The sequence below is a fragment of the Pelagicoccus sp. SDUM812002 genome (genome assembly GCF_031127835.1).
In the GTDB taxonomy this organism is placed as follows: Bacteria; Verrucomicrobiota; Verrucomicrobiia; order Opitutales; family Opitutaceae; genus Pelagicoccus.
Genome location: NZ_JARXHX010000005.1, coordinates 98,554 through 122,489, shown reverse-complemented (window position 1 = coordinate 122,489; position 23,936 = coordinate 98,554). Strand labels below are relative to the sequence as shown.

General features: G+C 53.8%; 14 protein-coding genes. 6 read left to right on the top strand and 8 right to left on the bottom strand.

The features are described 5' to 3' along the window. Positions 1 to 65 precede the first annotated feature (65 nt). Positions 66 to 479, bottom strand: a complete 414-nt coding sequence (locus QEH53_RS09575; protein ID WP_309022957.1) for a hypothetical protein — start codon at positions 477 to 479, stop codon at positions 66 to 68. A 758-nt stretch (positions 480 to 1,237) separates the two neighbouring features. Here QEH53_RS09575 and QEH53_RS09570 point away from each other — a divergent pair. Together QEH53_RS09570 and QEH53_RS09565 are read left to right on the top strand one after the other, a co-directional pair. Next, positions 1,238 to 2,674 (top strand): sodium:solute symporter family protein, encoded by a 1,437-nt coding sequence (locus QEH53_RS09570; protein ID WP_309022956.1) that lies wholly within the window; start codon positions 1,238 to 1,240, stop codon positions 2,672 to 2,674. Next, positions 2,671 to 5,511 carry an AMP-binding protein gene (locus QEH53_RS09565; RefSeq protein ID WP_309022955.1) on the top strand — a complete coding sequence of 947 codons (2,841 nt, stop codon included), beginning with the start codon at positions 2,671 to 2,673 and terminating at the stop codon, positions 5,509 to 5,511. The genes QEH53_RS09570 and QEH53_RS09565 overlap by 4 nt, the downstream gene beginning before the upstream one ends. Positions 5,512 to 6,058: 547 nt before the next feature. Here the strand turns inward: QEH53_RS09565 and QEH53_RS09560 are convergent. From QEH53_RS09560 to QEH53_RS09535, 7 genes are all read right to left on the bottom strand, one after another. Beyond that, positions 6,059 to 6,649, bottom strand: a complete 591-nt coding sequence (locus QEH53_RS09560) for a phosphatase PAP2 family protein (protein WP_309022954.1) — start codon at positions 6,647 to 6,649, stop codon at positions 6,059 to 6,061. Positions 6,650 to 6,824: 175 nt separating this feature from the next. Further along, the gene (locus QEH53_RS09555) at positions 6,825 to 7,145 is read right to left on the bottom strand and encodes a hypothetical protein (protein WP_309022953.1); all 321 of its coding nucleotides are present in this window, start codon (positions 7,143 to 7,145) and stop codon (positions 6,825 to 6,827) included. Positions 7,146 to 7,209: 64 nt separating this feature from the next. After that, a complete protein-coding gene (locus QEH53_RS09550; protein WP_309022952.1) occupies positions 7,210 to 8,709 on the bottom strand; it encodes a hypothetical protein in 1,500 nt (499 codons plus the stop codon). Between the two features lie 540 nt (positions 8,710 to 9,249). Next, a complete protein-coding gene (locus QEH53_RS09545) occupies positions 9,250 to 12,687 on the bottom strand; it encodes a right-handed parallel beta-helix repeat-containing protein (RefSeq protein WP_309022951.1) in 3,438 nt (1,145 codons plus the stop codon). A gap of 677 nt (positions 12,688 to 13,364) precedes the next feature. Then, on the bottom strand, positions 13,365 to 13,607 hold the full coding sequence (locus QEH53_RS24440; protein ID WP_369426437.1) for a histidine kinase dimerization/phospho-acceptor domain-containing protein: 243 nt from the start codon (positions 13,605 to 13,607) through the stop codon (positions 13,365 to 13,367). Next, positions 13,558 to 13,833 carry a hypothetical protein gene (locus QEH53_RS09540; RefSeq protein ID WP_309022950.1) on the bottom strand — a complete coding sequence of 92 codons (276 nt, stop codon included), beginning with the start codon at positions 13,831 to 13,833 and terminating at the stop codon, positions 13,558 to 13,560. Before QEH53_RS09540 ends, QEH53_RS24440 begins: the two co-directional genes overlap by 50 nt. A 420-nt stretch (positions 13,834 to 14,253) precedes the next feature. After that, complete coding sequence (locus QEH53_RS09535; RefSeq protein ID WP_309022949.1) at positions 14,254 to 14,661, bottom strand: Dabb family protein; 408 nt, start codon at positions 14,659 to 14,661, stop codon at positions 14,254 to 14,256. Positions 14,662 to 15,097: 436 nt separating this feature from the next. Between QEH53_RS09535 and QEH53_RS09530 the strand changes: the two genes are divergently transcribed. From QEH53_RS09530 to QEH53_RS09515, 4 genes are all read left to right on the top strand, one after another. After that, on the top strand, positions 15,098 to 17,041 hold the full coding sequence (locus tag QEH53_RS09530; RefSeq protein ID WP_309022948.1) for a CocE/NonD family hydrolase: 1,944 nt from the start codon (positions 15,098 to 15,100) through the stop codon (positions 17,039 to 17,041). Positions 17,042 to 17,291: 250 nt separating this feature from the next. Further along, positions 17,292 to 17,864 carry a hypothetical protein gene (locus QEH53_RS09525; RefSeq protein ID WP_309022947.1) on the top strand — a complete coding sequence of 191 codons (573 nt, stop codon included), beginning with the start codon at positions 17,292 to 17,294 and terminating at the stop codon, positions 17,862 to 17,864. A gap of 423 nt (positions 17,865 to 18,287) precedes the next feature. Continuing rightward, complete coding sequence (locus QEH53_RS09520; RefSeq protein ID WP_309022946.1) at positions 18,288 to 19,637, top strand: hypothetical protein; 1,350 nt, start codon at positions 18,288 to 18,290, stop codon at positions 19,635 to 19,637. 378 nt (positions 19,638 to 20,015) lie between these two features. Beyond that, positions 20,016 to 23,648, top strand: a complete 3,633-nt coding sequence (locus QEH53_RS09515) for a right-handed parallel beta-helix repeat-containing protein (protein ID WP_309022945.1) — start codon at positions 20,016 to 20,018, stop codon at positions 23,646 to 23,648. Positions 23,649 to 23,936 lie beyond the last annotated feature (288 nt).

The following is a 23,936-nucleotide window of genomic DNA, read 5'->3' as shown; positions in this document are numbered from 1 at the left end:
ATCGCTACAATCGCCGATATGCGATTTGTAGTTTGCCCCGCTTAGGCTCCCCGCGATCAAGGCGGTTACATCCGCATGAAAACATACTTAAAAAGCTCGGCAGACTTAGCCTCGCTTCCGGCCATGCCCACGCGCAGGCGTACGTTGGTTCCCTCGGGGATTTCCTTGAGCTTGACGATGACGCGCTGGTCGCCATCACCCCGAAACGTCAGCACCGTGCGGGCGCTGTTCTTCTTAACCACCGTTTCCTCATCGACGAGGTGGTAGTCCAAGTTCGGCATTTGCATCCTGAAATCCTCGGCGAGGGAACGCGCGTCGTCGTCCAGCTCCACGTCCCAGTTGCCGGTGAATACGTTGTACTTCGAGCTCTGCACGACTTTCACCGCCTCGTCCTCGGAGTGGGCGGCCTGGGCTAAGCTCGTGAGGCTCGCCGCTGCGGCCAGCGAAAAGGTTAACAATGCAATTCGTATTTTGTTCATGGTAGAAAACGGATCTTGCGTTTTCCTATGCCAAATCGGCGACGAATCCAGCTGATTTAATCAAAATGGGATAGGACTCTAGCGGACGCGTGTTTGTTCCTCCAAGGGGTGCGTCGCTGCTGGACTTAGTTGTCACTTGTCACATCTGCCGCGTCTTCGGTTCTCTCTTTCACAGAGAAGGCATTCAATCTACCTTAAGACCTTGGTATAGTAGGAAGAGATCAAAGGGGCCGACGCTCAAATGTAAATTTTGCACGATAAGAACCTAGGAGCGTTGAAGGAACCCCCAGATCGCCAAGGACCTAGCGGGCTGGCTTAAATGATCGTTCACCGTTTGTATTTTCTAACAAATACAAATAAATACCTGAACTCTAGCATAGAGCCTCTAGACCGAGCGCGACACGACAGAGGTTCATTTCGAAACGAAGTAAATGCCCTAGAAGCATACAGCCCGAAAAGACGCCTAGCACAAGCTTTGACGTGCACAGCGACCTTCGTGGTTAGAAAAAGCCCCGCCGTGCCACTCGCTTTTAATTCGCTTTTCAAACCCAGAGGTTTGGACGGTTGCCCCGATTCGAACTGACCTTCGACAGAACCGAACGTATTGACTCGGACGCTTGAAGAGATGACTAAGAAGAAAATGCCAGTCACTCAGACGAAGCGCCTATGATAAAAAACGAAAACCGCACTCACTCATATCGTATCGCCTATTCCCTCCACGCGGAAATGATCCGCTTGGTTGAGCATCCGTTGAGAGCGTGAGCGAGGTGAGCTTTGATCCCAAACTCGAGGTCACGACGTCAATCGTACCGTTAGACTGGCTGGTCTTTGCCTGCATCATTGGTCTAACAATTGGAGCGGTTGTCCTTGGCGAATATCGCAAACGCAAAGCCCTGCACAACGCAGACGAACAGGCACGCTTACTCGACATTCTCCTGATGGGACGCCGCTTAACGCTGCCCATGTTTATCGCGACCTTGGTGGCCACCTGGTACGGGGGGATTTTTGGAGTCACCGAGATAGCGTTTAACTACGGTATCTATAATTTCGTGACACAGGGCGTCTTCTGGTACGCCGCGTACATCATCTTTGCCTTGTTCATTGTACATCGGGTCGCGCCCTACAAAGCCGTCACCCTGCCCGACTTGGTGAGCCGCATGTTCGGGCCAAAATCGGGTCGACTGAGCGCCGTCTTCAACCTATTCAATGTGCTCCCCATCGCCTACGTCATTAGCGTTGGCTTGCTGCTGCAGATCCTATTTGGCGGGCCGCTCTGGCTAATGATGTCCATCGGCGTTGCCTTTGTTCTCCTTTATTCCATGTGGGGTGGCCTACGAGCCGTGGTGTTTTCCGATCTGGTTCAATTCTTCGTCATGTGCTTTGCCGTTTTGCTGGTAGTCATCCTGTCGGCGACTCAATTTGGCGGCCTTTCGTTTCTTCGTGAGCGACTTCCGGATACGCATTTTTCCATCACCGGCGGACAATCCTGGGGCACGTTGCTGGTCTGGGGAATCGTGGCGCTGTCGACGCTGGTGAATCCAAACTTTTATCAACGCTGTTTTGCGGCCAATTCCACACGCACTGCCCGCCGCGGCATTCTTCTTTCAACAGTGGTATGGTTCTTCTTCGATATCTGCACCACCTTGGGCGGCATGTATGCGTTCGCCGTTATCCCAGAAGCTGAGTCCGGACATGCCTATCTTGTTTACGCCGTGCAATTGCTTCCCGACGGATGGCGCGGATTCATGCTGGCCGGCGTCACGGCGACCATTCTCTCGACCCTAGACTCCTACCTCTTTCTGGCAGGCACCACCGTGTCTTACGATTTGGTTCCCAAGCGATTGCGCGGTCGAGTCAGGCTACATCATCTCGGCATGATCGTATCAGGCATCGCCGCCGTGGCGCTGGGCGTCGCTTTCGAAGGCAATATCATGGCGGTCTGGAAAACACTGGGCAGCTACATGGCCGCCTGCCTTCTGCTGCCCATGATGATTGGCTATTTTTGGCCGGGGCGTATCTCGGATTACCAGTTTGTATTCGCATCACTGCTCGGCGCCGCAGGAACAACGATATGGCGGGTTTCGGAGCACACCGGCTTCTGGGCCAATGTTGACTCGCTCTACGCCGGAGCCCTGTGCACGGGTATCGGCTTGATCGTCTTTTCGCGCCTCAAGCCATCCCCCGTTTCATCATGACGGATTCTTATCAGAAACCGCAGTTTTCCTGTATCCATTCCACGCTCCTTGAGCGTGCGTCAATCGACGCCAACAGGGACATACTAATCGACGAAGAGCGGTGTCTCAACGCGGGCGGACTGGTTCAACGCATCGAAGTGATCGCTTCGAACCTTGTAGCGCAGAAGGCAAGCGGCCGCGTCGTCGGTATCCTAACGGACAATACAATCGATGCGGTGGCCGCTTATTATGCCTGCCTGTACGCCGGAGCTGTGGTCGCCACTTTGCCGCGAGGCGTTCCCGCCGTGACCTCTCAAATCATCGCCAACGGGAACGTTTCGATCCTACTGACCGACCGCAAGAATAGCTCAGCCCTACAAACTCAGCTGCCCGTAATCGCGTTGGACGACCTAAAGCGGATCGAAAAGACTGCCATCGCCCCTGTATCCGATCCTCGCCTACAAGCACATCTCCTGTTCACGTCGGGCACCACCACCGGAAAGCCGCGCACCGTGTTTACCGACCACATTGGATCGATGCTCTCGCACGCATGGCGGACAAAGCTATGGCCGTACGAACCGCACGATGTCGTGGGTTGCAATATTTTCGGAATGTGGGACGTGGTGCCTGCACTGCATGCCGGTGCGCCGGCCGTGCTTTTGACTGACAGCACGATCCGCGACCCCTTGCGCTTGGCCGCGGCCGTCACGCGTTACGGCATCACGCGAATGATGCTTACACCCACCCTTCTGGATACCTGCTTGCGGTGTCCTGAAGCAGTCACTGCCCTATCGCGGTTGCGGTTGCTCGTTCTATGCGGTGAAGGGATCTCCCAGTCCTTACACATCCGCATTGGAGAACAGCTGCCCTGCGTGCGCATCGTCAACCTTTACTCACTTTCAGAGTGTCACGACGTGGCAGCGGGCGACCTCCCACCACCGGGACAGCCCATGCACCTGACCCTTGCCCCCTTCGCCCAGGTGAACATCTCAAAGGAACAGGACCGCGAGCAACTCGTCCCAGAGGGCACCGCGGGACGTATCATCGTCAGTGGCCCAGGGCTCGCAAAGCCCGCATCAACCGAGCGAGCAGAGAACGCCGGATTTTTCACGCTGCTCACTCAAGAGTCGCATCGGGTCGATGCGTACGACACAGGCGACCGCGGCATTCTTCTGCCGGACGGGACGCTCGAAGTCCTAGGACGCTGCGAGTCCAACGTAAAGATCCGAGGAATGTGGGTGGCTCCCACTGATGTCGAGGCGACGCTGCTGCGTTATCCCGGCGTCGCCCAAGCATGCGTCACCACAAGCAACAACGCCATGGGGCACCTCAGTTTGCAGGCTCATATAGTGCCGCCCGAGGAGGATGCTGTTTTCGATGTGGACGCACTGCACCAATGGTTGCGTGACCAACTGCATCCTGCAGCCGTCCCTAGCAGGATCGTCGTCAGAAAAACACTACCGCTGCTCGCCTCGGGCAAGGTCGACCGCACGCGACTCGCCCAACCGCAAAGCGAGGCCGCTGACATGGACAAGAAGCTTCCATCAAAGACCCGTTCAATAGTCGAGCAGGTCAAAGACGCTTTTCAAAAAGTGCTCGATCGAAGGGACATCAAAGACGACGATTCATTCAGCAAGCTAGGAGGCGATTCGCTCGCCGCCGTCGCGCTCTGCGTTGAAGTGGAACGTTGCACTGGGCGTCGCCTCACCCCGCCGGACCTGCAAGCGGCAGACACACCTGCCGCTTTAGCGGATCGATTGAAATCACAAGAGCCTACCAAACGCAGCGATACCCCATTACAGCCACCTCTCTTGTCACCACTGCCCGCAGCTCTTAAAAAACGGACAGGATCACCGACCACCATATTGGTAACGGGTGCCACAGGCAGTCTTGGAAAACAACTCGTTCACCTGCTCACATCGACCGCAGGCGTGAAGGTTCTGGCCATGGTTCGGTCGAACAATTATGATTTTCCAGAAAACGTCCGCACCGTCGTTGGCGACCTGACGCTTCCGCAACTCGGGTGGTCAGACGCAACCTTCGACGCCATCGCCTTGGAGGTCGACACGATCATCCACGTCGGCGCCGATACGAACATAGTCGCTCCGTATTCGGATTTGCATGACGCCAATGTGCGGGGCACTGATACGGTCATCGGCCTAGCGGCACGAGCCGGAGCCAAGCTGCTCATGGTATCTAGCAGTGCAGTGTTTCCCCTTCACTGCGGCACGCGGTGGTCGGAATCCTTTCACGGATTCGAGCGATTAAGCGCACACCGAGCGCAACTGATCGCCTCCGGCGCCGACGGGTATTCATTAACCAAACACGACGCAGAGCTGCTCGCATGGCAGGCCTGCGAACAGGGCCTGCCTCTGCACGTGATCAGGATCCCGCATATTCTAACACCGAATCAACCGTCACGACTGTCCCACGTGGCAAAAGCATGGGCAGCTTCAGGTATCATGCCCGAGGGCCCTTGGCACTGGCAGTTTGTCGATCCTCACACAATCGCAGTAGCGCTCCTCTCGATCGCTCTGAGCAGCACTGACGACACAAGCCCACTGGTGCATGTGACTCTGGCACCTGTATCAGCAGATGAGATACAAACGGTGCTGACCTCCCTTGGCCACGCCACGGGCATGGCCACCCTCCCCGCCTGCACCGAAGCACTTTGCAAGGAAGGAACACTTGCTCCCCTGATAACGCGCTATGGCCCGGCGGCAACGATGTGCGTGAACGAACCTATGCTTGAAGCTAAAACCCATTCTCGGACGGATGCCACCGATACCCTCTGTCGCTACCTCAAAGAGGTCATGCCAGCCAGCATGTTGGCTAAGGAGGTCAAACCTCAAAGGTAAAATAGGCTTCTGGTCGATTCCTCCGCTCTGATGATTTGGTAGGAGCAAAAATGGTATGCGCTCTTAAACGTCCACCTGAAGACAACGACCATGAACAAAAAGCGACATCCGAAACCGTAAACGCATCCAGATAATAAATACACAGGACATGTTTACGAATATCTCCATCCTTGGAAACGGGGAAGTTGACGCCGGAAAGGATCAGCTCGCATCCAAGACTACAAATGCGAGATTTTGCCATCATGAGTTTCCGAGGTCCAGTGGTCGCCCTAGTATCTGCAGAAACCATTTTCGGTCTTTTTCTTGGCACCCAGACATATGAAGAAACCGGCTCCCAATGTGGAAAAGGTCCACGGCGGAGCCCACGGGCGCCAGCAGCGAGAGAAACCTCCTGTAGATCCAGAGCGAGCGGCTTTCGTGAAGATCTTTTAAACGAAAAGGAGTCGAGCCAAAGCCCACCCCGAACTCCACACAAAGAAACGAAGCATTCCTAGAACCTCATAGCAAAGAGCTTCACCGCTCGCCGCCGGCCTCTTCTTCTACAACCTTAAGCGGTGACCACGACTATCACCCATGGCAAGGCCACCGCCAAGCCTGCGGGAATATCGCTGGGCCAGTGCCCTCCCAAGCGTACCCGAGCCAATCCCACCAGCAAAACCCAGACGGTCGCCAACACTAGGGCAAAGATCCGCTCTCCCCAAGCCGAAGCGGCACGAACCCAGAGATAGACGAGCAAGCCGTACGCGGCGGTCGACATCGCGGTATGGCCCGATGGGAATGAATGGAATCCGGAGGCCGCAACGCCTTCAGCAATTACATCAGGGCGAGCCCTTGACCACGCAGCCCATCCCACTCCCACCAAAAAACGATCGCCCCAACAGGAAAAAAGGATTGCTAAACCAGCGAAAGCTCTGCCCCGCAAAGCCAGACAAACCGCGACAGCGGCAGTCAAGGGAACGAGGTAAACTGGCTTTGTCAGGCGATTCAAAAAGCGCCGCCCTGTAAAAGCCAAGACGTCCTCCTCAGCGATCCAGCCAAGAACACGCTCATCCCAGTCTCCCATGCCTAACGTTCCTTCCGATTCAGTTTTCTTTGAACTCCCGGCGGAGACCTCATCCTGCTGCAGGTGCGATACCAAATCAATTTGGAAGTACTACTCGCAGGGACCGAGGGTGCGGACTAGGCAAGACAAGGGAAAGAGGAGGAAAAGGAACAAACCGCAAAATCGACGAGCCCTCCTCGATCAAATTCCATCCTCCGATCCGTAACACCTCCCGGATCGAGCGAGGTCGTTTATGCACCCCTTCTTGCAGCTAATCCGAATCACGCACGAAGCGGAGACGGTAAAATTCCGGCCCGCTGCTGACCAGCGGCGGCGCGGCGTAGGTGAGAGCCGGAGCCGCTCCGTCGGTGGCAACGGTGACGCCGTCCTCTTCGCGTAGTTGTAGGTCGTAGCTTCCTACGATCCTCCAAGTTGAGAGGTCTGCACTGCGCTGGATTTCGAGCCTACCTTCGCCGACGTCCGCGGAGAGGGTGAGCTGCAGTCTAACGAGGCCATCGGGCCAGGACCACGGTTGCTCCGCGTCGTACGTGGTCGGGTCTAGACCGAGGAGGTACTCGAGTCCAGTCGGCAAGCCGCAATCGTATTTGCTACCCAACTACGGTATCGACTCTATCGCTGCAAAACAACCTCAGCTTTCACGACATCCCACGATACAGGTCAACGACACGTTGGCTTTGCTCGCGGCGAACCGTGTCTAGCGTCACCCTTGAAATACGATACTGCTGGGAGCTCCCTGGCGTATTGCGACAATGCTCCAGCATGACGGCGTAGAGCAGCTTAAAAGCGTCGCGCGGCTGATGCATTTGATCTAGGGCATCTATCAGATCTTCAGAATCCACATCCTCGTCAAAGAGCTCCTCTAGCGGTAGGGCAGATTCGATCCCCGTCGTCTGGCAATTGCGAAAACGCCAGTCGCACAAATCGTACAACGACGTGCCTGTCCACTTCAGTGGATTGACTAGATTTTGCTTATCGAGTCGCGCTTGGCGCTTAAACTCCGAATCCTCCGCCATTAACATCTGGCTCATCTCGATCGGCAGAAGCATTTTAACGCCGATATTTTCCTGCTGCAGGAATTTGTTGTTCAGCATCGGCCAAACCAGCTTCTTAATCCGCTTGGCATTCCCATTGACGAGTACTGGCTCATCAACGCGGTCCACCAATACGACTAAGCTCGAGTAGCCCAGTTCCGAAATGACACCCATGAAGCGTTGGGCAAAATCGTAACGGCTGTCCTGATCCGCCTTTTTCGTCGACGTCGCCAAAGCCACGCTCTCCTCGTCCAAATCCCAAAGCTGATGCCCGACCGTGCCCGCCTCCCGAGAGACAACCCTAATTTCGCGTTCCAGTTGCTTTCCGTTTCGGCCGTTTCGCCAGGAACGCTTAAGCCAACCATACCCCAGCAAGGCGCCAAACACGCCCCCGGCGATCGCTGCGACAATCCATTTCCAATCTGGCGACTCAAAAAAATACCAGCCAGCTCCCCCGACCAATCCAGTGGCCAAGGCGAGTAACGTCAGGAAACCATGCGAGCCGCGGTCCCAACCGGATCCGTTTCGGAGCAGTCGCAGCAAGCGATTCCAGCGTTCGGGCGGACGCCCATGGCGGGGTTGATCATAGAGCAGAGCCAACACACCCAAATCGACCCGACGCTGGCGACTCATCTTCTTCATCGCTTTGGCCTGCCGTTTGGCTTTCGCCTTGTCATCCGAGGACAACAACCCGTCGATCAACTCCGTAACCGCTAGCGAGAGCATAGCGTCCTGATGGTCCGACAAGCGAATCGCATCGAGCGTCTTTTCGTCGCTTTCCGACTTCAGGCTACTAGCGAGGCGATCGAGCACCGGATTCAGGTCATCGTAGCAGACCAGCCACGACTTACCAGACTCACGACCTTCGTTGTACTCCGACAGGCGCTGCTGGATCATCAGCCGCATGGCCGTTTTGCCAGTACCCTTCTCCCCGAAGACGATGGTTGTGCTCGGGTTGGCGGGATCCCCGTAGATTTTGAGGAAGTCTGGATGAGTAATTGCTCCCTCCATCTTCCGCTTGTAGACCGCGTCGTTGCGCGCCTCTTCCGCCTGGAAGGGGTGTTCGTCCAATTTCCAATGATCGAATAATTGCTGCAAATCCATATGTGAATTCCCGATGCCGGCTCCGCGTTTGCGCGACGTCGGCTGATGTCACACTCTGGGCCTTGGTATTCGGATTGCAATCGATCTCTGACGCTACAAGCCACCGCCCCTCCCCCATATGACGGATCGGAGCTCGTCAAAGAATGCAATTCTGACGTCGCAACTGACTTGCGGGCGTAGGTCGACGCCCCGCTCTCGCTGGTCCATGCTAGCGACTGTGTAAACGGAATCCGTGGCACCCCTTACCGGAACAAATATTTCATCCACTCCCCTATGGAAAAGCGGCTCGCCGCGTTGATCGCTTTAGCCATCGCCTCCCTCTCCCAAGCTCAAACCGAGAAAATCGAAGGCGATCTCAACGAAAAGCCCTAAGCCGTCGCGGTCCCAGAGGAATGGAATGGAGACAAGGCCATTTTCATGCTCACGGCTCGCGCCCAGCACAGACTGCCCCCTTTCCCTCCTCTTCTATGATAGAATAGCCCTAATAGCTTTAAAGTAGCGCCAGCCTCTTCAGCAGATGGAATAAATGTATGGAAGCACTTAATCGACAAGCACGAGGGGGTCCAGAACAAGCCGGAAATATTGATCGTCATTATTGAGGGTGAGCGTGACGAACTGAAGGGGTCCTTGAACTTGAGGGACTGCCGTACTGTCGAACCACGGCCCTCGCGGATCGAGGGCTTCTTGAAGCTTGAAGAGGTCTGTATTCACCCATCCTATACGGAGCTGGTCTCGGCCCGAGAGAAAGAAGTCGAGCTGTGGGATCTCGAAAGACTCAACCGTGCTCTTGAGTGAAAATGCGGTGGTTTCTTTGTTAGCTAGCGTGAGCGAAGCGGTGATCGACGTAGCGGTGACGAGTGGGTGGCTTGCCGTCACCACTAGATTCTCAAGATAATCGATACCTCCGTTAGCTGTTCGCGAGAAAAGAAACGTTCGCCCTTGGGGATTTTCAAGCACCCCATCCGTGAAGAACTCGTATGTAACTTGCTCCTGGCGATTGGGTGCCTTCGCGACGAGCCAAACTGAGATATTGCCCGCATCGTCTGGAGGTCCTCGCAGGGCGACCACCGTGGCTAAAGGTGGATGCGGAGGTGTGGCGTAGACAATCCCAGCGATGCCAGAGCCACCGCCGTTGTCGTAAATCTTGTTTTCTGTAATGGTAGCGGTTCCCGTACCCGACAAGTTGATACCCTTTTCAGTATTCTTAGCGATAGTGTTTTCTTGAATCAGAACGGGGGTGCTTCCCACGTCTATGCCAATACCATTGGGCAAAGCTACCAGCTGCTCAGTTAGACCGATGTGATTCTTCAACAAGGTAACTTGATGCGCAGCGTTAATCTGCAGCCCAGCGGTTTTATTGTTCGCTATGGTATTTTCTTCAATCAGCACTGCCGCCTTGCCGCCTGCGGGCTCGCCCGTTTTATCAATCAGAAATCCGATGGTATTCCCGAAAGTGTTAGCACCGTTAGCATCAGTGCCTATGGTATTTCCTTTCACTTTTACGTCGGTGCCTCCACCTGACATCAGGATGCCGATTCGGTTATGTCCGATGACGTTACCAGCTCCACCGTCGTACTCTCCTACTTTGATATTCGATCCACCCAAAATCGATATCCCGACCGCAGTAGTGATTTCTGACCCCGCAGTCGTACCAACGATATTGCCCGAAATTCGATGGTTTTTTCCGTTGACGATCAGAATACTGGACTTGGGGGATTCGCTATCGTGCTTGGCGATTGTATTTCCCTCGATAACGACGTCTTCGATTTTGCCATAGAGGGAGATACCAGCGAGGTAAGTCGAGTTATCTGGGATCTCACCACTGTCGTTGATGCCGATCCTATTGTTTCGCACGATCACATTTTTGGAAAGCGCAGTTCCCTCGGGGGGATTCAGCTGAGTAAAGGGATCGCGGAAGCTTGCTGTTCCATCGTCATTAGTAGTGAATTGCTGAATACCCGACAGCAGGACATTCCACTTGTGACCGGCAATGGTATTGTCCTCTAAAGTTATGTCGCTAGCACCACTGATCCGCACGCCGAACCCTTGAGCGTCCGACTGGAGGTTTGTGGGCCGCTGCTGGGTGTCGCCGAATTGCAAGCCAATACGGTTCTCACTTATGGTGCCGTCCTGAGTCGAGGGGTCGAAGACGAGGAGGTTGACAGCGTACCCAGCGATCTTGTTTGCCTTGATAGTAAAGTTCTTCACGTAGCTGCCTACGATGTTTCCAACCAATATGCCGACTGATTGCTTCGCTACACTTTGGCCGCCAGCGAATAGGCCGATCTCATTGCCTTCGATCTTAAGGTTTTCGATCGGATTATTAGGCTGAACCGAAATACCCTGGATTTCACCCAAGACCTTGTTGCCAGCGTTGGCTGAACCTACTGTGATATTTTTACCAGCGGCCACACCGATCCCGATTTCCGTCGTGAGATAAGCATCCGCAGGGCTGAGTCCGATACGATTGTTTAGGATCGAATTGCCGTCCGGATTTTCGCCCAAGACCAAAATACCTGTCTTTGCAGCGACTAGGTTTTGGTCAGTGGACTCGGCGGAACCGATACGGTTGTTCGGAGATCCGTCGATCAGAATGCCGATCTGGGTGGCCACAACCCCAGTGGCGGTTTGATCGACCCCGATATAGTTGCCATATACTTCATTTCCTCCTGCCCCTGATAATCTGATGGCAGCATTTCCTTCGCCAGTGAATCCAGAGATAATGAGGCCTCGGACCTTGCTTGAGACGCCTTGGATATCGAGACCATGGCTGCTCAAACCATTGCCGCGAACTTCAACCAAGCCGGCCGCCTGCGTGGACCCGTCTATGTCGACAGACCGGACCAAGGCCGGCAGGGCACTATCGATCTCGATGGCTGGAATACCTTCTCCGGGAATGTCGAAATGGACTTCATCCACGATCCCTGCATTCACGCCTTCGATCACCGAGCGCAGCGTACACTCTTGCTCCCCATTGTCCAAGGTCCGCCCCGTGCCGCAGTCGGAACGCGTCGTGTCGCGTCCACGGTCCGCAGTCGAGTTCACCACCTTGCCTTTCTCGAGCAAGATTCGACGAACGGTGGGCAGCTCGCCCACTATGACGGGCACTCGCCGTTCGTGATAATCGCCCCCGATGCTATTGTTATTCTGTTGAAACGGAGTTTTGACTTCCAGGATTATACTCGGGTTGGTGATCGCAAACCCCGCTAGCTCGGGCTCGTAGTAATCGATTTCCCAATCCTCCCACACCTTCACCTCAAAGGTGAAGTCAAAGCCGGTGGGAGCGCCCGTGGTGTATGCTAGCGATATGTACGAATCGGTTATAGTTGCATTTTCAAAGCCTACCGAGCTCGGGACGATATCTGTATACGAAGGCGCATTTACGCGTAAAGATACCCGAGTTAATTCAAAATGTGGATACGGCGTCACCTTGACGCGATAGCGGATCGTCTCCCCACCCTTCACCCCTGAAGCCGCTTTGTTATCTACCGAGATACTTGCTCGCGTATAGAGGTAAGCACTTTGGAACGTCTCGCTCTCGACGAACTCGCCTGCTGCCGTTTGCAGCGTGGCATCCGAGCGGATCTCAAAACTCGGTGTCTCCGCCGGCAGATCCTCGTATTTCGGGACATCGCAATAGAGAATTACCTCAAATTGACTATAGGATATCCCTCCCGCTGGAGGGATAATAATTGTCACCTCACGATCCTCCGCCGTAACACTTTCAACCCTGAAGCCGCGATTATCCCAATCGACGTAGGTCCAACCCTCCGGAAGCGTCACCCGCGTCACCCCCTGGTCTATCGGTGTCGGAGCCGCCACCCTCAAGAACAGTTTTGCCCGCGTCGATCCCTCAATCGCATCGCTTAAGCCCACGTTCGTCACGTTGAAACGCATGGTAGTCTCCGCACGTCCGATCATCGAGCAAAGCAGAGTCCCTAAAATAGCGATCCAAAATCGAAAAAGCCAACTACCCATGCGGGTGAAATTGTATATTATTGCTGTTTCACACAACTCTCAATAACACGAATTCTCCTTTCACCTGCTGCTAATGTGACACTCCTCTTACGATTACTGAAAATAAAGTAGTGCGGGGGCAGACCGCTGCGCTTCAAAATTCCGTATCCAACTTCTACTCCCGTACTAGGGCAGCGAGCCCCTCAAGCACGCCAAGCTAAAATGCTCAAACGTAAGACCCGTCAGCGAACTCTGCACTCTGGGATGGTCGACTTTGCGAATTGAGATGAGCTTAAAGCGTCACCCATGACCGTAACTGCATCCAATTCTCGAATACGCGAACCACACCTCTAGGACGGGATTCCTTGCAGCCATGGTGCGGCTTGAACGGAGCAATGTTCGAAAGTCAAATCGCACAACAGACAAACGATGCAGCTAGCCTTCCATCAACATCTCGAAGCCATCAACCTGACCGGTAGCAAAAAAAACGCACGCCCCTACCCGGAAGCCCTGGAGCGATGCCAATCCCTTCGTCCTATACGAAAAGCGTAACCGAATCCTTTTCAATTCGAAGCCGAATCCTATGGTGCCTTTATCTGAAAATTTTATGGCGTTGTTCATCAGGCTTGTAAGTATCTGTTGAATACGGAATCAATCGGAATTCACCCTAAGGCCTTTGGCTCCTATCGGCATACGCGTCAGCAACTTAACCCAGTGCCTTTGTCCGCTTTGTACTTTTCCATAGTGGTAGCCGTATCGCGGACGAGCTGCACCAAGCTGATTGGACTCTTTTTGATTTTGATCTCTCCAGCTTCGATCTTTGCAACGTCGATGATATCATCGATCAGATGCAAAAGCTGGTTGGAGCACCTTTCTATGGTGCCAATGTATTCATCTCTGGTCTTCGAATCGAGCCCCCTCCTCCTGCAATAGGTTAGCAAACCCAATCATCCCGTTCATAGGGGATCGGATCTTATGGCTCGGGCAGGAAGGGTTCTGGCCGGAAATCTTGTGGAGTCCCGCAGTCCATGTGACTTCGCCGGTATCAACATCCAAAACCCAGCTGCCCATAGTGGGCATTTCCTGGGCTTTCTCTGAATCGTAAGCCAGACGCTCCAGATCGGTTTCCTTTTCGCTGTTTTGGTTGCTGTTCAGCTTCTCGCCCAAGTCAGATAAGGACTGCTCTTTCTCGAAGAGCTCCTTTCAACGAGTCATGCGATCTTGACGTGGAAGAATCCTTCATAGGGAAGCTGGGAGATTTGGCTTATCTCAGGAGAATTGAAACCGCTTCCTAACTTATGCAGCCCAGAAGGCCGAATAGCGACTAGAAATGGAACCTCATTCATGGCTCGCAGGCAAATTATGGGGAACCGGAATGCGGGGTACGGGGACACCCTTCAAGGGCATGTTGCCCCAAACCGCTGAAATGTTGATCTCCAATAACTCCTATAGAGCTAGGGGCGGGAGAAATCGCCTAGGAGCTAAAGAAGACACCCAAGCCTTCACCGCATCCAGATCTCGAATACGCGATTCACGCCTACGGTTGGATGTTCCTTGCTACCACGGACATCCTGAAGGAGATCTTTCCTAGGCGGAGATAGCGTCGTAGACGACTACCCTGTCCCAAAGATGCGAATACTTTTCCACGAACTCGTCGTGCAAGGGGTGGACTTGGTACTCGTCTTGTCCTTCTACGCTGTCGAAGAAGAGGATTTCCGAAGCGCTGAAGCTGTTATCCACCACCTCGCGTTTCTCCGTACTCGCTGGGACGCCGACATGGAGGCCCTTGACCGAGGGAATACGGGCTAGGCTGCGGATGCCCTCCAGTAGCATTTGCAAGTCCTCCTCGGAGTCGGGATTCTTCAGCCAGAAAAAGACATGGTGCACAAGCTTGTGGCTGGCATCCAGCTCCTTGCCGGTGAGAGCAGGAAGTGCGGAGACGGCACCAAGGGCGGCTGTCCCCACGAGGAATTTTCTTCGGGTCGGTTGATCCATAGAACTGTCAGTATTCAAGCAGCAGGAGAGTTCAATTCGATAGTTCGTGTCCGGAGTTTTTCAGAAAAGGTGAGATGGGCTAACAAAACAGGTAAGGAGTCAAACCGGACTAATCGGAGACTCTCTCCCGGCTGGTCTATTTAATAGACCTGTTAGCTTCCTTGAGCGTGGGTTTGTGCTTTGGCTCCAAGGCCATCAGCGAAACTAGCTACGGCGAGTCTTAACGGATTTACATGCGGACACCTTGGAAACAAGAGACTTTCGCTCCCTAGATTAACCTTAGGAGAGGGACGAAGCCGTCGTACTCGCCCAGCCCAAACGGTGCGTCTGCGTCGCGTTTTTTTGCAATAGCTTCTAGGTCGCTACCCTCCCCCGCTGGTTCGTTTCGCCCTTTCCGACTGACCGTCCATCTCACCCCTTAATGTTACCCAAAGCTATGTCTAACCACCGAATTGTACCAACGATCAAGCCCGCCTTGGCTATCGGTTTAATGGCCCTCGTCTCCTCCAGCACGTTAGTTGGCCAAGTTATGTTTCCACGCGACCAAATAGCCGTGGTTCACGGAGTGACCGAAGGCGCCCCCGTTACCGAGGATATAAGCGGACAGCAAACCTACCAAAGTGCTGACTGGCGTGCTCGCATGAGCGAGCAGTTTCCAGCGGCGGACGCCGACGGAGACGGAACGGTTTCTGAGGCGGAAGCTATCCAATTCCATCTTTCCCAAGTACGGCAGTTCACGCCGCAGGGCCGAGAACTGGAACTGCTGCCAGAGGGAACCAGTCGTTGGACCGAACGGGTGGAAATGAGGGATGGCGAAACCCTACCAACCGAGATTTACCTCCCTGCCGGAGATGGCCCCTGGCCGGTGGTGCTCGTCCGGACCAGCCGGGGCCGCATCGATAGCGCCTTGGATTATGGCAATGAACTTTTGCGACACGGATACGCCTTTGTCGGCCAGGATCTCACGCCGGAAGGAGACTTCGTCAACGCCGATGTCCTTGGACGGGAAGTTGAAGGCAGCGAGATGTCCCGAGAAGCGCGAGCCGCCTTCAATGCTCGAAGGAGCGCGCGAAACGCTGGAGAGGACGGCGCGGATGCGATAGCGTGGATCGCCAAGCAATCGTGGTGCGACGGCAATATAGCCGTAAATGGATATTCCGAAGGAGCAGCCCAGTCCAAAGGCGCCATGTCGGAAAACCCGCCCGAACTCGATTTGGTGGTGACGGCTATCGGCTCGCTCTCGCGCGGTTCCCGCTCTGCCATCGGAGCGCCCTCCGGGGGTCGCGTGAGTTGGAACGGCGATATCTCCGAGCCGGAAGATTCGTGGGAACCCACCCCCGATTCCAGCCGTTGGGGTAGACCTGGAGACGAGCTCGTACGCAACGCCAGCGATTTGGATATTCAATACAACGATCGGACCGGGTGGTTCGATGGGGGCAACACGCAAGGAGCGATCAACGAATGGGTGGCCTTGAAAGACCATGGCAAAGCGACGCTTATTATGGGCATTGGCGGCCACGGGGCGCTTTCTACAGAAGGACGCGTTCCACCGGCCTATGGCGATTGCGACCTACTGTTTCCGGAAATAGATGTGTTCCAGATGCTTCGAGGCGAAAGCGAACCGAAGCAGTCGCACCTATTTTATTTTCTCATGGGAGACGCTACTAATCCGAACGCTCCGGGAAACCTTTGGAAAGCGACGGAAACCTGGCCTGTCCCGCATGCAGAACAATCCTGGTATTTTCGGTCGGATGGAACGCTATCGACCGGCAGTCCGACGAAAGAAAAGGGATCCAACGCCTATACTTACGATCCGGCTGATCCGATCCATGTCCTGAGCGGAGCTCGCAGCGCCCGACATTCCGGTCCGCGCGACCACAGCGTTTTAAGCGAGCGGGAAGACATTCTCCGCTATGACAGCGAGCCACTCAGCGAAGCGCTCGAGATAACCGGCGAAGCCCATGTCGATCTCTATTTTTCTTCTGACGCTCCAGATACCATGTACGTGGTCACGGTGGTCGACATCTATCCGGACGGTTACGAATGGCCGATCCGCGACACCGCGTTGACGGCCCGTTATCGGGACGGACTCGACAAGCCCACAAAGCTAAAGAAAGGCGAAGTGTATCACGCCAAGATCCCGCTGGTCAGCACCGCGATCGTACTGGACAGAGGCCATCGGCTCGGTGTGCGAATATCGAGCAGTAGCTATCCAGCCTACGTCATCCACCCCAATACCTGGGAAGCTATCGACAGCTACGAAAAGGCCCGCGTCGCGCAGCAACGAATACACACTGGCGGCAAACACGCGTCGCGGCTCGTTCTCCCCGTCGTCAAGCCCGGCGCCGTGGCGGACTACGATCCGCAAGTCGAATACTAATTTACGGTCGATAACGGGGTCGATGTTCAAACAAAAATCTCACACGGCAGGCAAGCCAAGTTCCCGTTATGCTGAAACCAACCAGGTAAACCGGCAGGAAAAGCGAGCAGCATAAGTGTTTTGGCAAATGCCCCTTGAGGTCGTGCCGCGGCTAGTGAATCGAGGGGCACTCTTCAATACCAAGACAGGACAACGATCCTAGCGGACACCCTACGTTGACCTCTGGCCGGAGCGCCGTAGGCTTACTCTCATGAAAGACCTTCGCTCGTTCCTGCTGTGCATTCCTATCCTCGCAAACTCGGCGTTCGGAAAAATGCCGGATTCCGAATGGCAAATCTCCACCGCGCTCCTTGCGGCTCCAGAGGAGGAACGCGACACAGCTACGGTCCTCGGCTACGACGAAACCGGCGAAGTCATCACCCTCCGTGAAGGCTCGGGTTCGCTCGTTTGTCTCGCGGACGACCCAAAGCAAGATGGCTTCAGCGTTGCATCCTACCATAAGGAACTCGAGCCCTACATGGTCTTCGGCCGCCAGCGCCGAGCGGAGGGCCTAGAATTCCAAGAGATCTTCGACGCCCGCGAGCAGGCTGTGAAATCCGGCAGGCTCAAGATGCCTGACCGGGCCACGCTGTCCGTATTAACTGGGGACCTAAACGACGAAACGGGTGAAATCGAAAACACCTACCAACGCTATGTCATCTATATCCCCTATGCTACTGTGGAGAGCACCGGACTTCCCCTCAAGCCCGCAACCCCAGGAGCGCCTTGGATCATGAATCCAGGCACGCACCGGGCACACATCATGGTCAATCCGCCCAAGTGAGGCTTTGGTAAGTGTCTGGATTCAGCCATAATACGGCGGTCATTGCTCCAAAGCTAGACAGGTAAGGAACCATCCAACAGAGCAAAGCTCAAGCGCCCCACCCATCGAGCGATTTGCACCCAAAACGGTCCGCATAGCGACTCGAGATGAAGTAGAGACAAGCACCCAAGGCCATCACCGTATTCAATCCTCCTACACACAGGCCAGACCCGTTCCATGGGTGCTTTTTTTTGCAGCAATGGTAACCAAGCGTGACCGAACCGACTAGAAGATCGCCACACTTGGAGGTGCGATCAATCGCCAACCTTCCGGTGGGATCGCTTCCACGTTATCACTTACCCGGAAGCCACACTATCATTTCCCTGAGAATCTGAGACCAAACGAAGCTCTTTTGCGTAGTAACTTCACGAACCGAGCGAAGATATGGAAAAGAAAGTGAAACAGTTCACTGTCGGGATAGTAGCTGCCTGCCTCTTCGGCAGCTTGACCTTTGCAGTTGGTTACCGAATTGGAGCTTCCAAGACCGGAGCCTCGTCCATGGAGCCAGCTCCCGCGCCTCCGAACGCTGCCTTGGTCCAAGCTCCCACCGGAGTAAGCAAGGCAGAGGTCGAGATGCCTACGACCGAGCCTTCATTGGAAAGCATTCAAGCCCCCACTCCGATGTCACCTCGCGAAGAGGGGTATCAAGCAGCATCCTCGAATATCGAAAACGCCCTCGAGCAAATCGAAATACTTCAAGGTCGCGAGAGGCTTCGATTCGCACGCGGAGTTTTCGAATACCTCGCTAGCGTCCAGGAACCAGACTTGAGTTTGGAGCTCGCCAACCTTCAGGATCCGATGACCCGGGATATCGCGCTGAAGACCCTCGTGTCGGAATGGAATAAGCAATCAGGGACGAACTCCCCTCAAGACGCAGAAGCGCTTTCAAATCGCATCTTCGACATGCGTGGTTCCTCCGTCGGGATCGAAGCCGCCCTATCGTCATTTCTTGCCAGTAGTAGCGTTAGCCCGAGTGTACGAGAGGCTTGGATACAGACGTTTGCGCAACACCCAGGACGTTCTGAAATCCAAGCTCGTATCGCAGCTAACGGGACTCCTGAGCAAATCCAAGCCGCACTCGCCAACTCACAAACCTGGACGGAATGGGAACGCCGGAATTTTTCAGAAAGCCTACTCTACCAATGGACCCAGCAATCACCCGCCGAAGCGTGGGATTGGTATCAGAAAAGCGGAGACAAACTCGAAGAGTCCCAGACAGACCTGATTATCGAAACGTGGGCCAGCCGCAATCCCGATAATCTTTTGCAGCAACTCGATAAACTCGACCTGGGAACACAGCGAGAAACGGCTATCCTCAGCCTTTCTCGCAGCCTCGCCCGACGCGGCACGCTCGATGCCATGAATTGGGCAGACTCGCTCTCCGACTCCACCGAGCGCGACCTAGCCTACCAGGCTATCTACGATGCCACGCCCAAGGGCATCGGTGCTCAAGTAGGCATCGAATCCGGTTTCCTAAGAATTGATCAGATCATGCCCGAAGGTGCCCTTCGGGATACGGAGGTACAAGCTGGCGATCTCATTGTCGAAGCGCGAGAGTTCGACGGTCGCCCCGTAAGCCTCTACGGCAAATCGCTCCGCGAATCCATCGGAGCCCTACGCGGAGCACCTGGTTCGCAAGTAGAAATTCGCTACCTCCGCCGCGATCCCGCAACCGGCGAATTCGAAGAGCGAACCACCACTGTCACACGCGACCTGCTCGTAAACGAAGGCTGACCATGCTGAAAAGCATAAGTTTAAACATTCCGATCTGACTTTTTTGGGGGCTCCATGTCTCCGGTCCGTGCTCCCTCATGCTATTGGGGTCGAGTCAATGAGGCGAACATGCCCAGAGGATTCTCTCAGCTATTCGAAAGCAGTCATGTAACCCTTGATCAGCCAATTGCTGATGCTAGGGTCCCCCCTGCTCTCATTTGAAGTCGCATTCTTCGGCTCCCGAACTCATAGGAGGTACCAGTCACGCAACACAACCTCATCAAAATGTGATTCGATTCAAATATCCGCTTCAAGTCCGCTAGCCGAATTAGCGGTATCGAAATAGTTTAGCTCTCTTAAAGCTCTCTTAATAAGGCTTCAACCCTCACAAGGTATCCCATGAAAACCATCCTGACGCTGATCATCAGCATAGCGGCAATAGCATGCCAAGGCGTATCCGCCCAATCTTTCAAGTGGCTCGGGCATCCTCATGGGGCTGCTCCTTTCAATGGGACATTTTGGGAGTCCCAAGCCTTAGGCGTCAGCGGAGAAGGTACTGTAGTCGGGGATTTTCGCGAATTCAATGGGCCGTTCGACGAACCACAGCCTGATACCGCTTGGAGCTGGAAGGACGGCACGTTCACCACCCTACCTTTCACTCGAGCCAACTATATTACACCCAATGGCCGCGTAATCCTAGGAGAGAATGACCTTAGGGATGAAGAGGGGGGCTTTATTTCGACCGAATCAGTCAAGTGGGAATTGATTGAAGAAGACGATGCCGAGGTCACTCCTTCGGTCGACGGATCCGTTGTGAAACTCAATGAAGAGATATCCGCCATTCAACGGGCAAACGGAAAATGGGAGGAGGAAGGCACGTTTACCAACTTTCGTGTCAACGCTGTATCAGCAGACAGCAATACATTTGTGGGAGTCAAGTATCCAGGATTACCAGAGGACTCAACCGCCAAGGCGGCTGTTTGGACCAATACAACAGAAACCATCCTCCCTTTGATCCCTGGCACAGAAGACTTTTTCAAGGTGGATATGTTCGCCTTAGCCGTATCGGGAGACGGATCGGTCGTGGTTGGATATATAAATATATTTTATAGCGAAAATTCAGCAAACAATGCTTACTTCGCGTTTATCTGGACTCGGGCAGGCGGGACCAAAACGATTATAGAAGCGGCCGTAAACTCGGGCATAGAATGGGATTTCGACAGTTGGGACCCGGAACAGGCGACTGCTATTTCCACAGACGGCAGGTTCATTGCCGGTTGGGGTGACCTTGATGGGGAAAACATCGAACCTTGGGTACTGGAACTCGGACCGAGAGTTGATATCGTGGTAAATTCCGTAGCAGATCGGCCACGGGCAGAGAACGCGGCGGGAAGCGAAACAGGCGAATTTTTAGAGAATGGCGACCCGGAATGTACTTTGCGCTCTGCCATAGAAACAATAAATGCAGGATTAGGAGATACGATTACATTCAATATTGAAGGCGAAATCGGAACTCCTATTATAGTCCTCGAAAGCGAACTCCCGCCGATTACGAGTTCCGTTGTCATCGACGGCAGTAGCCAAAATCGTTTATCTCTAACACCACCGGTTTCGATTCGATTCACCGGCTCGACCGGGCTAAATATAGAGGGAGGCAACAGCAGAATAAACGGACTTAATATTGGCAGTGCCGACCCCCCAATAGTTAGCGACTTTAATAGTAGAAGTCTCTCCCACGGCATCACTCTTCAAAGCTCAGGTGGCAATGAAGTTGATTTTTGCTATATCGGGACCTCAGTCGACGGCATGAAAGGGCAGACGATTCAAGGCGCTGGTATTTACATCAACAATACGTCAGACAATACCATCTCCAATTGCTTACTTTCAGGGAACTGGTGGGCAGGCGTTGCTATTAGCGGAACCCTCGCATCTGAGAATCTGATCGTAAATAACAAGATCGGAACAAACGTGCATGGAAATGCATCCCTTTTTACGAGTATTGATGTAAACTCGACTGGGACAGACTCCGCGCCTCAGGCGAGTCTCGAAAACAATCTCGGTAACGGGCTACCCTCTGTAGATTTTGTTGAAGTGCTTTCCTATTTAGACTATTGGTGGATAGACCTAATGGGAGGCATCGTGATAGAAAACGCCTCCTTCAATACCATAACCGGAAATAAGATCGGCGGCAATAATTGGAGCGGTATCACTTTGTCCGGGACCAGTGCCTTGAACAATGTTATTCAAGGCAACGACATCGGGTATGATCCTGATTCAGAATCTCCAAGTTTGCGTAATATTCCCGGAGGCAACATACGAATCGTCAATGCTCCGAACAATCTCATCGGAGGCGAACTAGCCGGAGAGGGTAATGCCATACAGGGACTCGGAACAACCAATACCGAATTTTCGGGCCAAGTGCAAGCATCCGGTGTGGTCATCACCGGATCAAGTTCGGTGGACAACAAGGTACAGGGAAATCGATTCCGGGATTTGATCGACGGTGTGAGTATTGGCAGCGAATCCTCAAACAACATCGTTTTTGGAAACAACCTATTCCTAGACTGTGTGGCGGCCGGTGTAACAATCCAAGGATTCGAAAATACAGTGGCAGGGAATTCTTTCGGAGGGGCCGAAGATGTAAGACAGGCGCGTTGGGGGGTGATCGTTGACGGCGATAACAACCTAATCGGCGGAGATTCCGCCGAATTCGGCAACCGATTTACCAATACTCAGTTCGGTTCCATTCTCTGCGGTTTGGGTACTGGAAACACCTTTCGCTACAATGTTCACAAAGGTTCTCGATCCGGTATCGAACTTTGGGGCACGTCATCAAAGAACCTTTACGGCGACATTAAACTACGAGGGCTTCGAGATCCTGACAGAAACGACAAAAGAGACTCTGACACCGGCGGTAACAATCAACAAAACTATCCGCTGCTCAACGTGGCTCAATCAACGAATGCAGGAACCATATTGTCAGGTTTTCTCGATACCTCCCAGCATTTTCTAAACACGCCCTACACCTTGGATTTCTACCAATCCGGAATTCAAATCGGCTCGGGAACCGTAGTTCTCGGACCTGCCGGCTTATCCAAGTTCGACTTTCAAATCACCACTTCCGCGACGCCTGGGGAATACTTGTACGCCACCGCCACCTCAGAAGACGGAAGCACCTCGGAATTCAGTAGATCTATCCTAGTTGACGGCTCGCTGTCCACCGATGCGGATGGTCTCAGCGATGAAGTCGAAGACTTGGTTCCGAATAATGAGGCTTCCGCGAATTCGACCACCTCCGCCATTTCCACGCTCTCAACCAACGTGCCGGTGCTCGCCGAAGAAGGATTCGGCGACGGCAACGGCGATGCCATATTGGATTCCGAGCAAGATTGGGTCACTTCCTTCCCAACTTACTCGGGCGACTTTCTAACAATCATCACAGACGGCTCAGGCACAAACCTTGTGGACGTTTCTCCCTACGGACCTGATTGGATCGCCTTTTCGAATATCATAGTTCCTCTCGGAATGGTCGATTTCGGGATAGCCAATTTCTCAGGAGACGCGACTGTCATTGATATTCTACTACCGGCCAATTCCACTATTACAGACATTTGGTATTTTGGAAAGACTCCGGGAGACTCCGACGCCCATTGGTTTGAATTCTCATACGATGGCACTACAGGTGCCGAGATATTTGAAGATCGCATACGCCTCCACTTCGTAGACGGACAACGTGGAGATACCGACCTCCAAGCGAACGGGGCTATCCAAGCCAGCGTCTTCCCCGTACAAATAGAAACGGTAGGAACCGATATTGGTTTTGTTATAAGTCCATCACCGGACCCGGCGAAGGCAAAGATCACCTGGGCAAGCGGATTACCAAATTTGAGGTTGGAAAAAAGTTTCAATCTCTCCGACTGGACCGAAGTTATATATGAATCTCAAACGATTGACGGTAAGGAGACCCTATTGGAGCCTGTTGAACCTTATTCCACATTCTACCGTATTATCACTAACACGACAGGTCCCTAAAAATAATAATTAAGAGACCGTTTAATAAGTCCAAATTCGCAAACCTCCTTATCAAAGCCAAGTGTCATTGCCTCCGAGGAGCAGGCCTTGGCCTCCTTGTCGGCTACTAGCATCAGGCTCAAAAAGCACTTCGACAAGTACCCTAACAATCTCGCTCCGCAACTGGCCACCCAAAAGTGCCATACGAGGCACCGAGGTACAACCTGGCGATCTCAATGTAGAAGCCCGAGAGTCCAATGCCCGACCCACAGCAAAGACCTTGGGGAACTCGCGGATTTACCGGCGGTC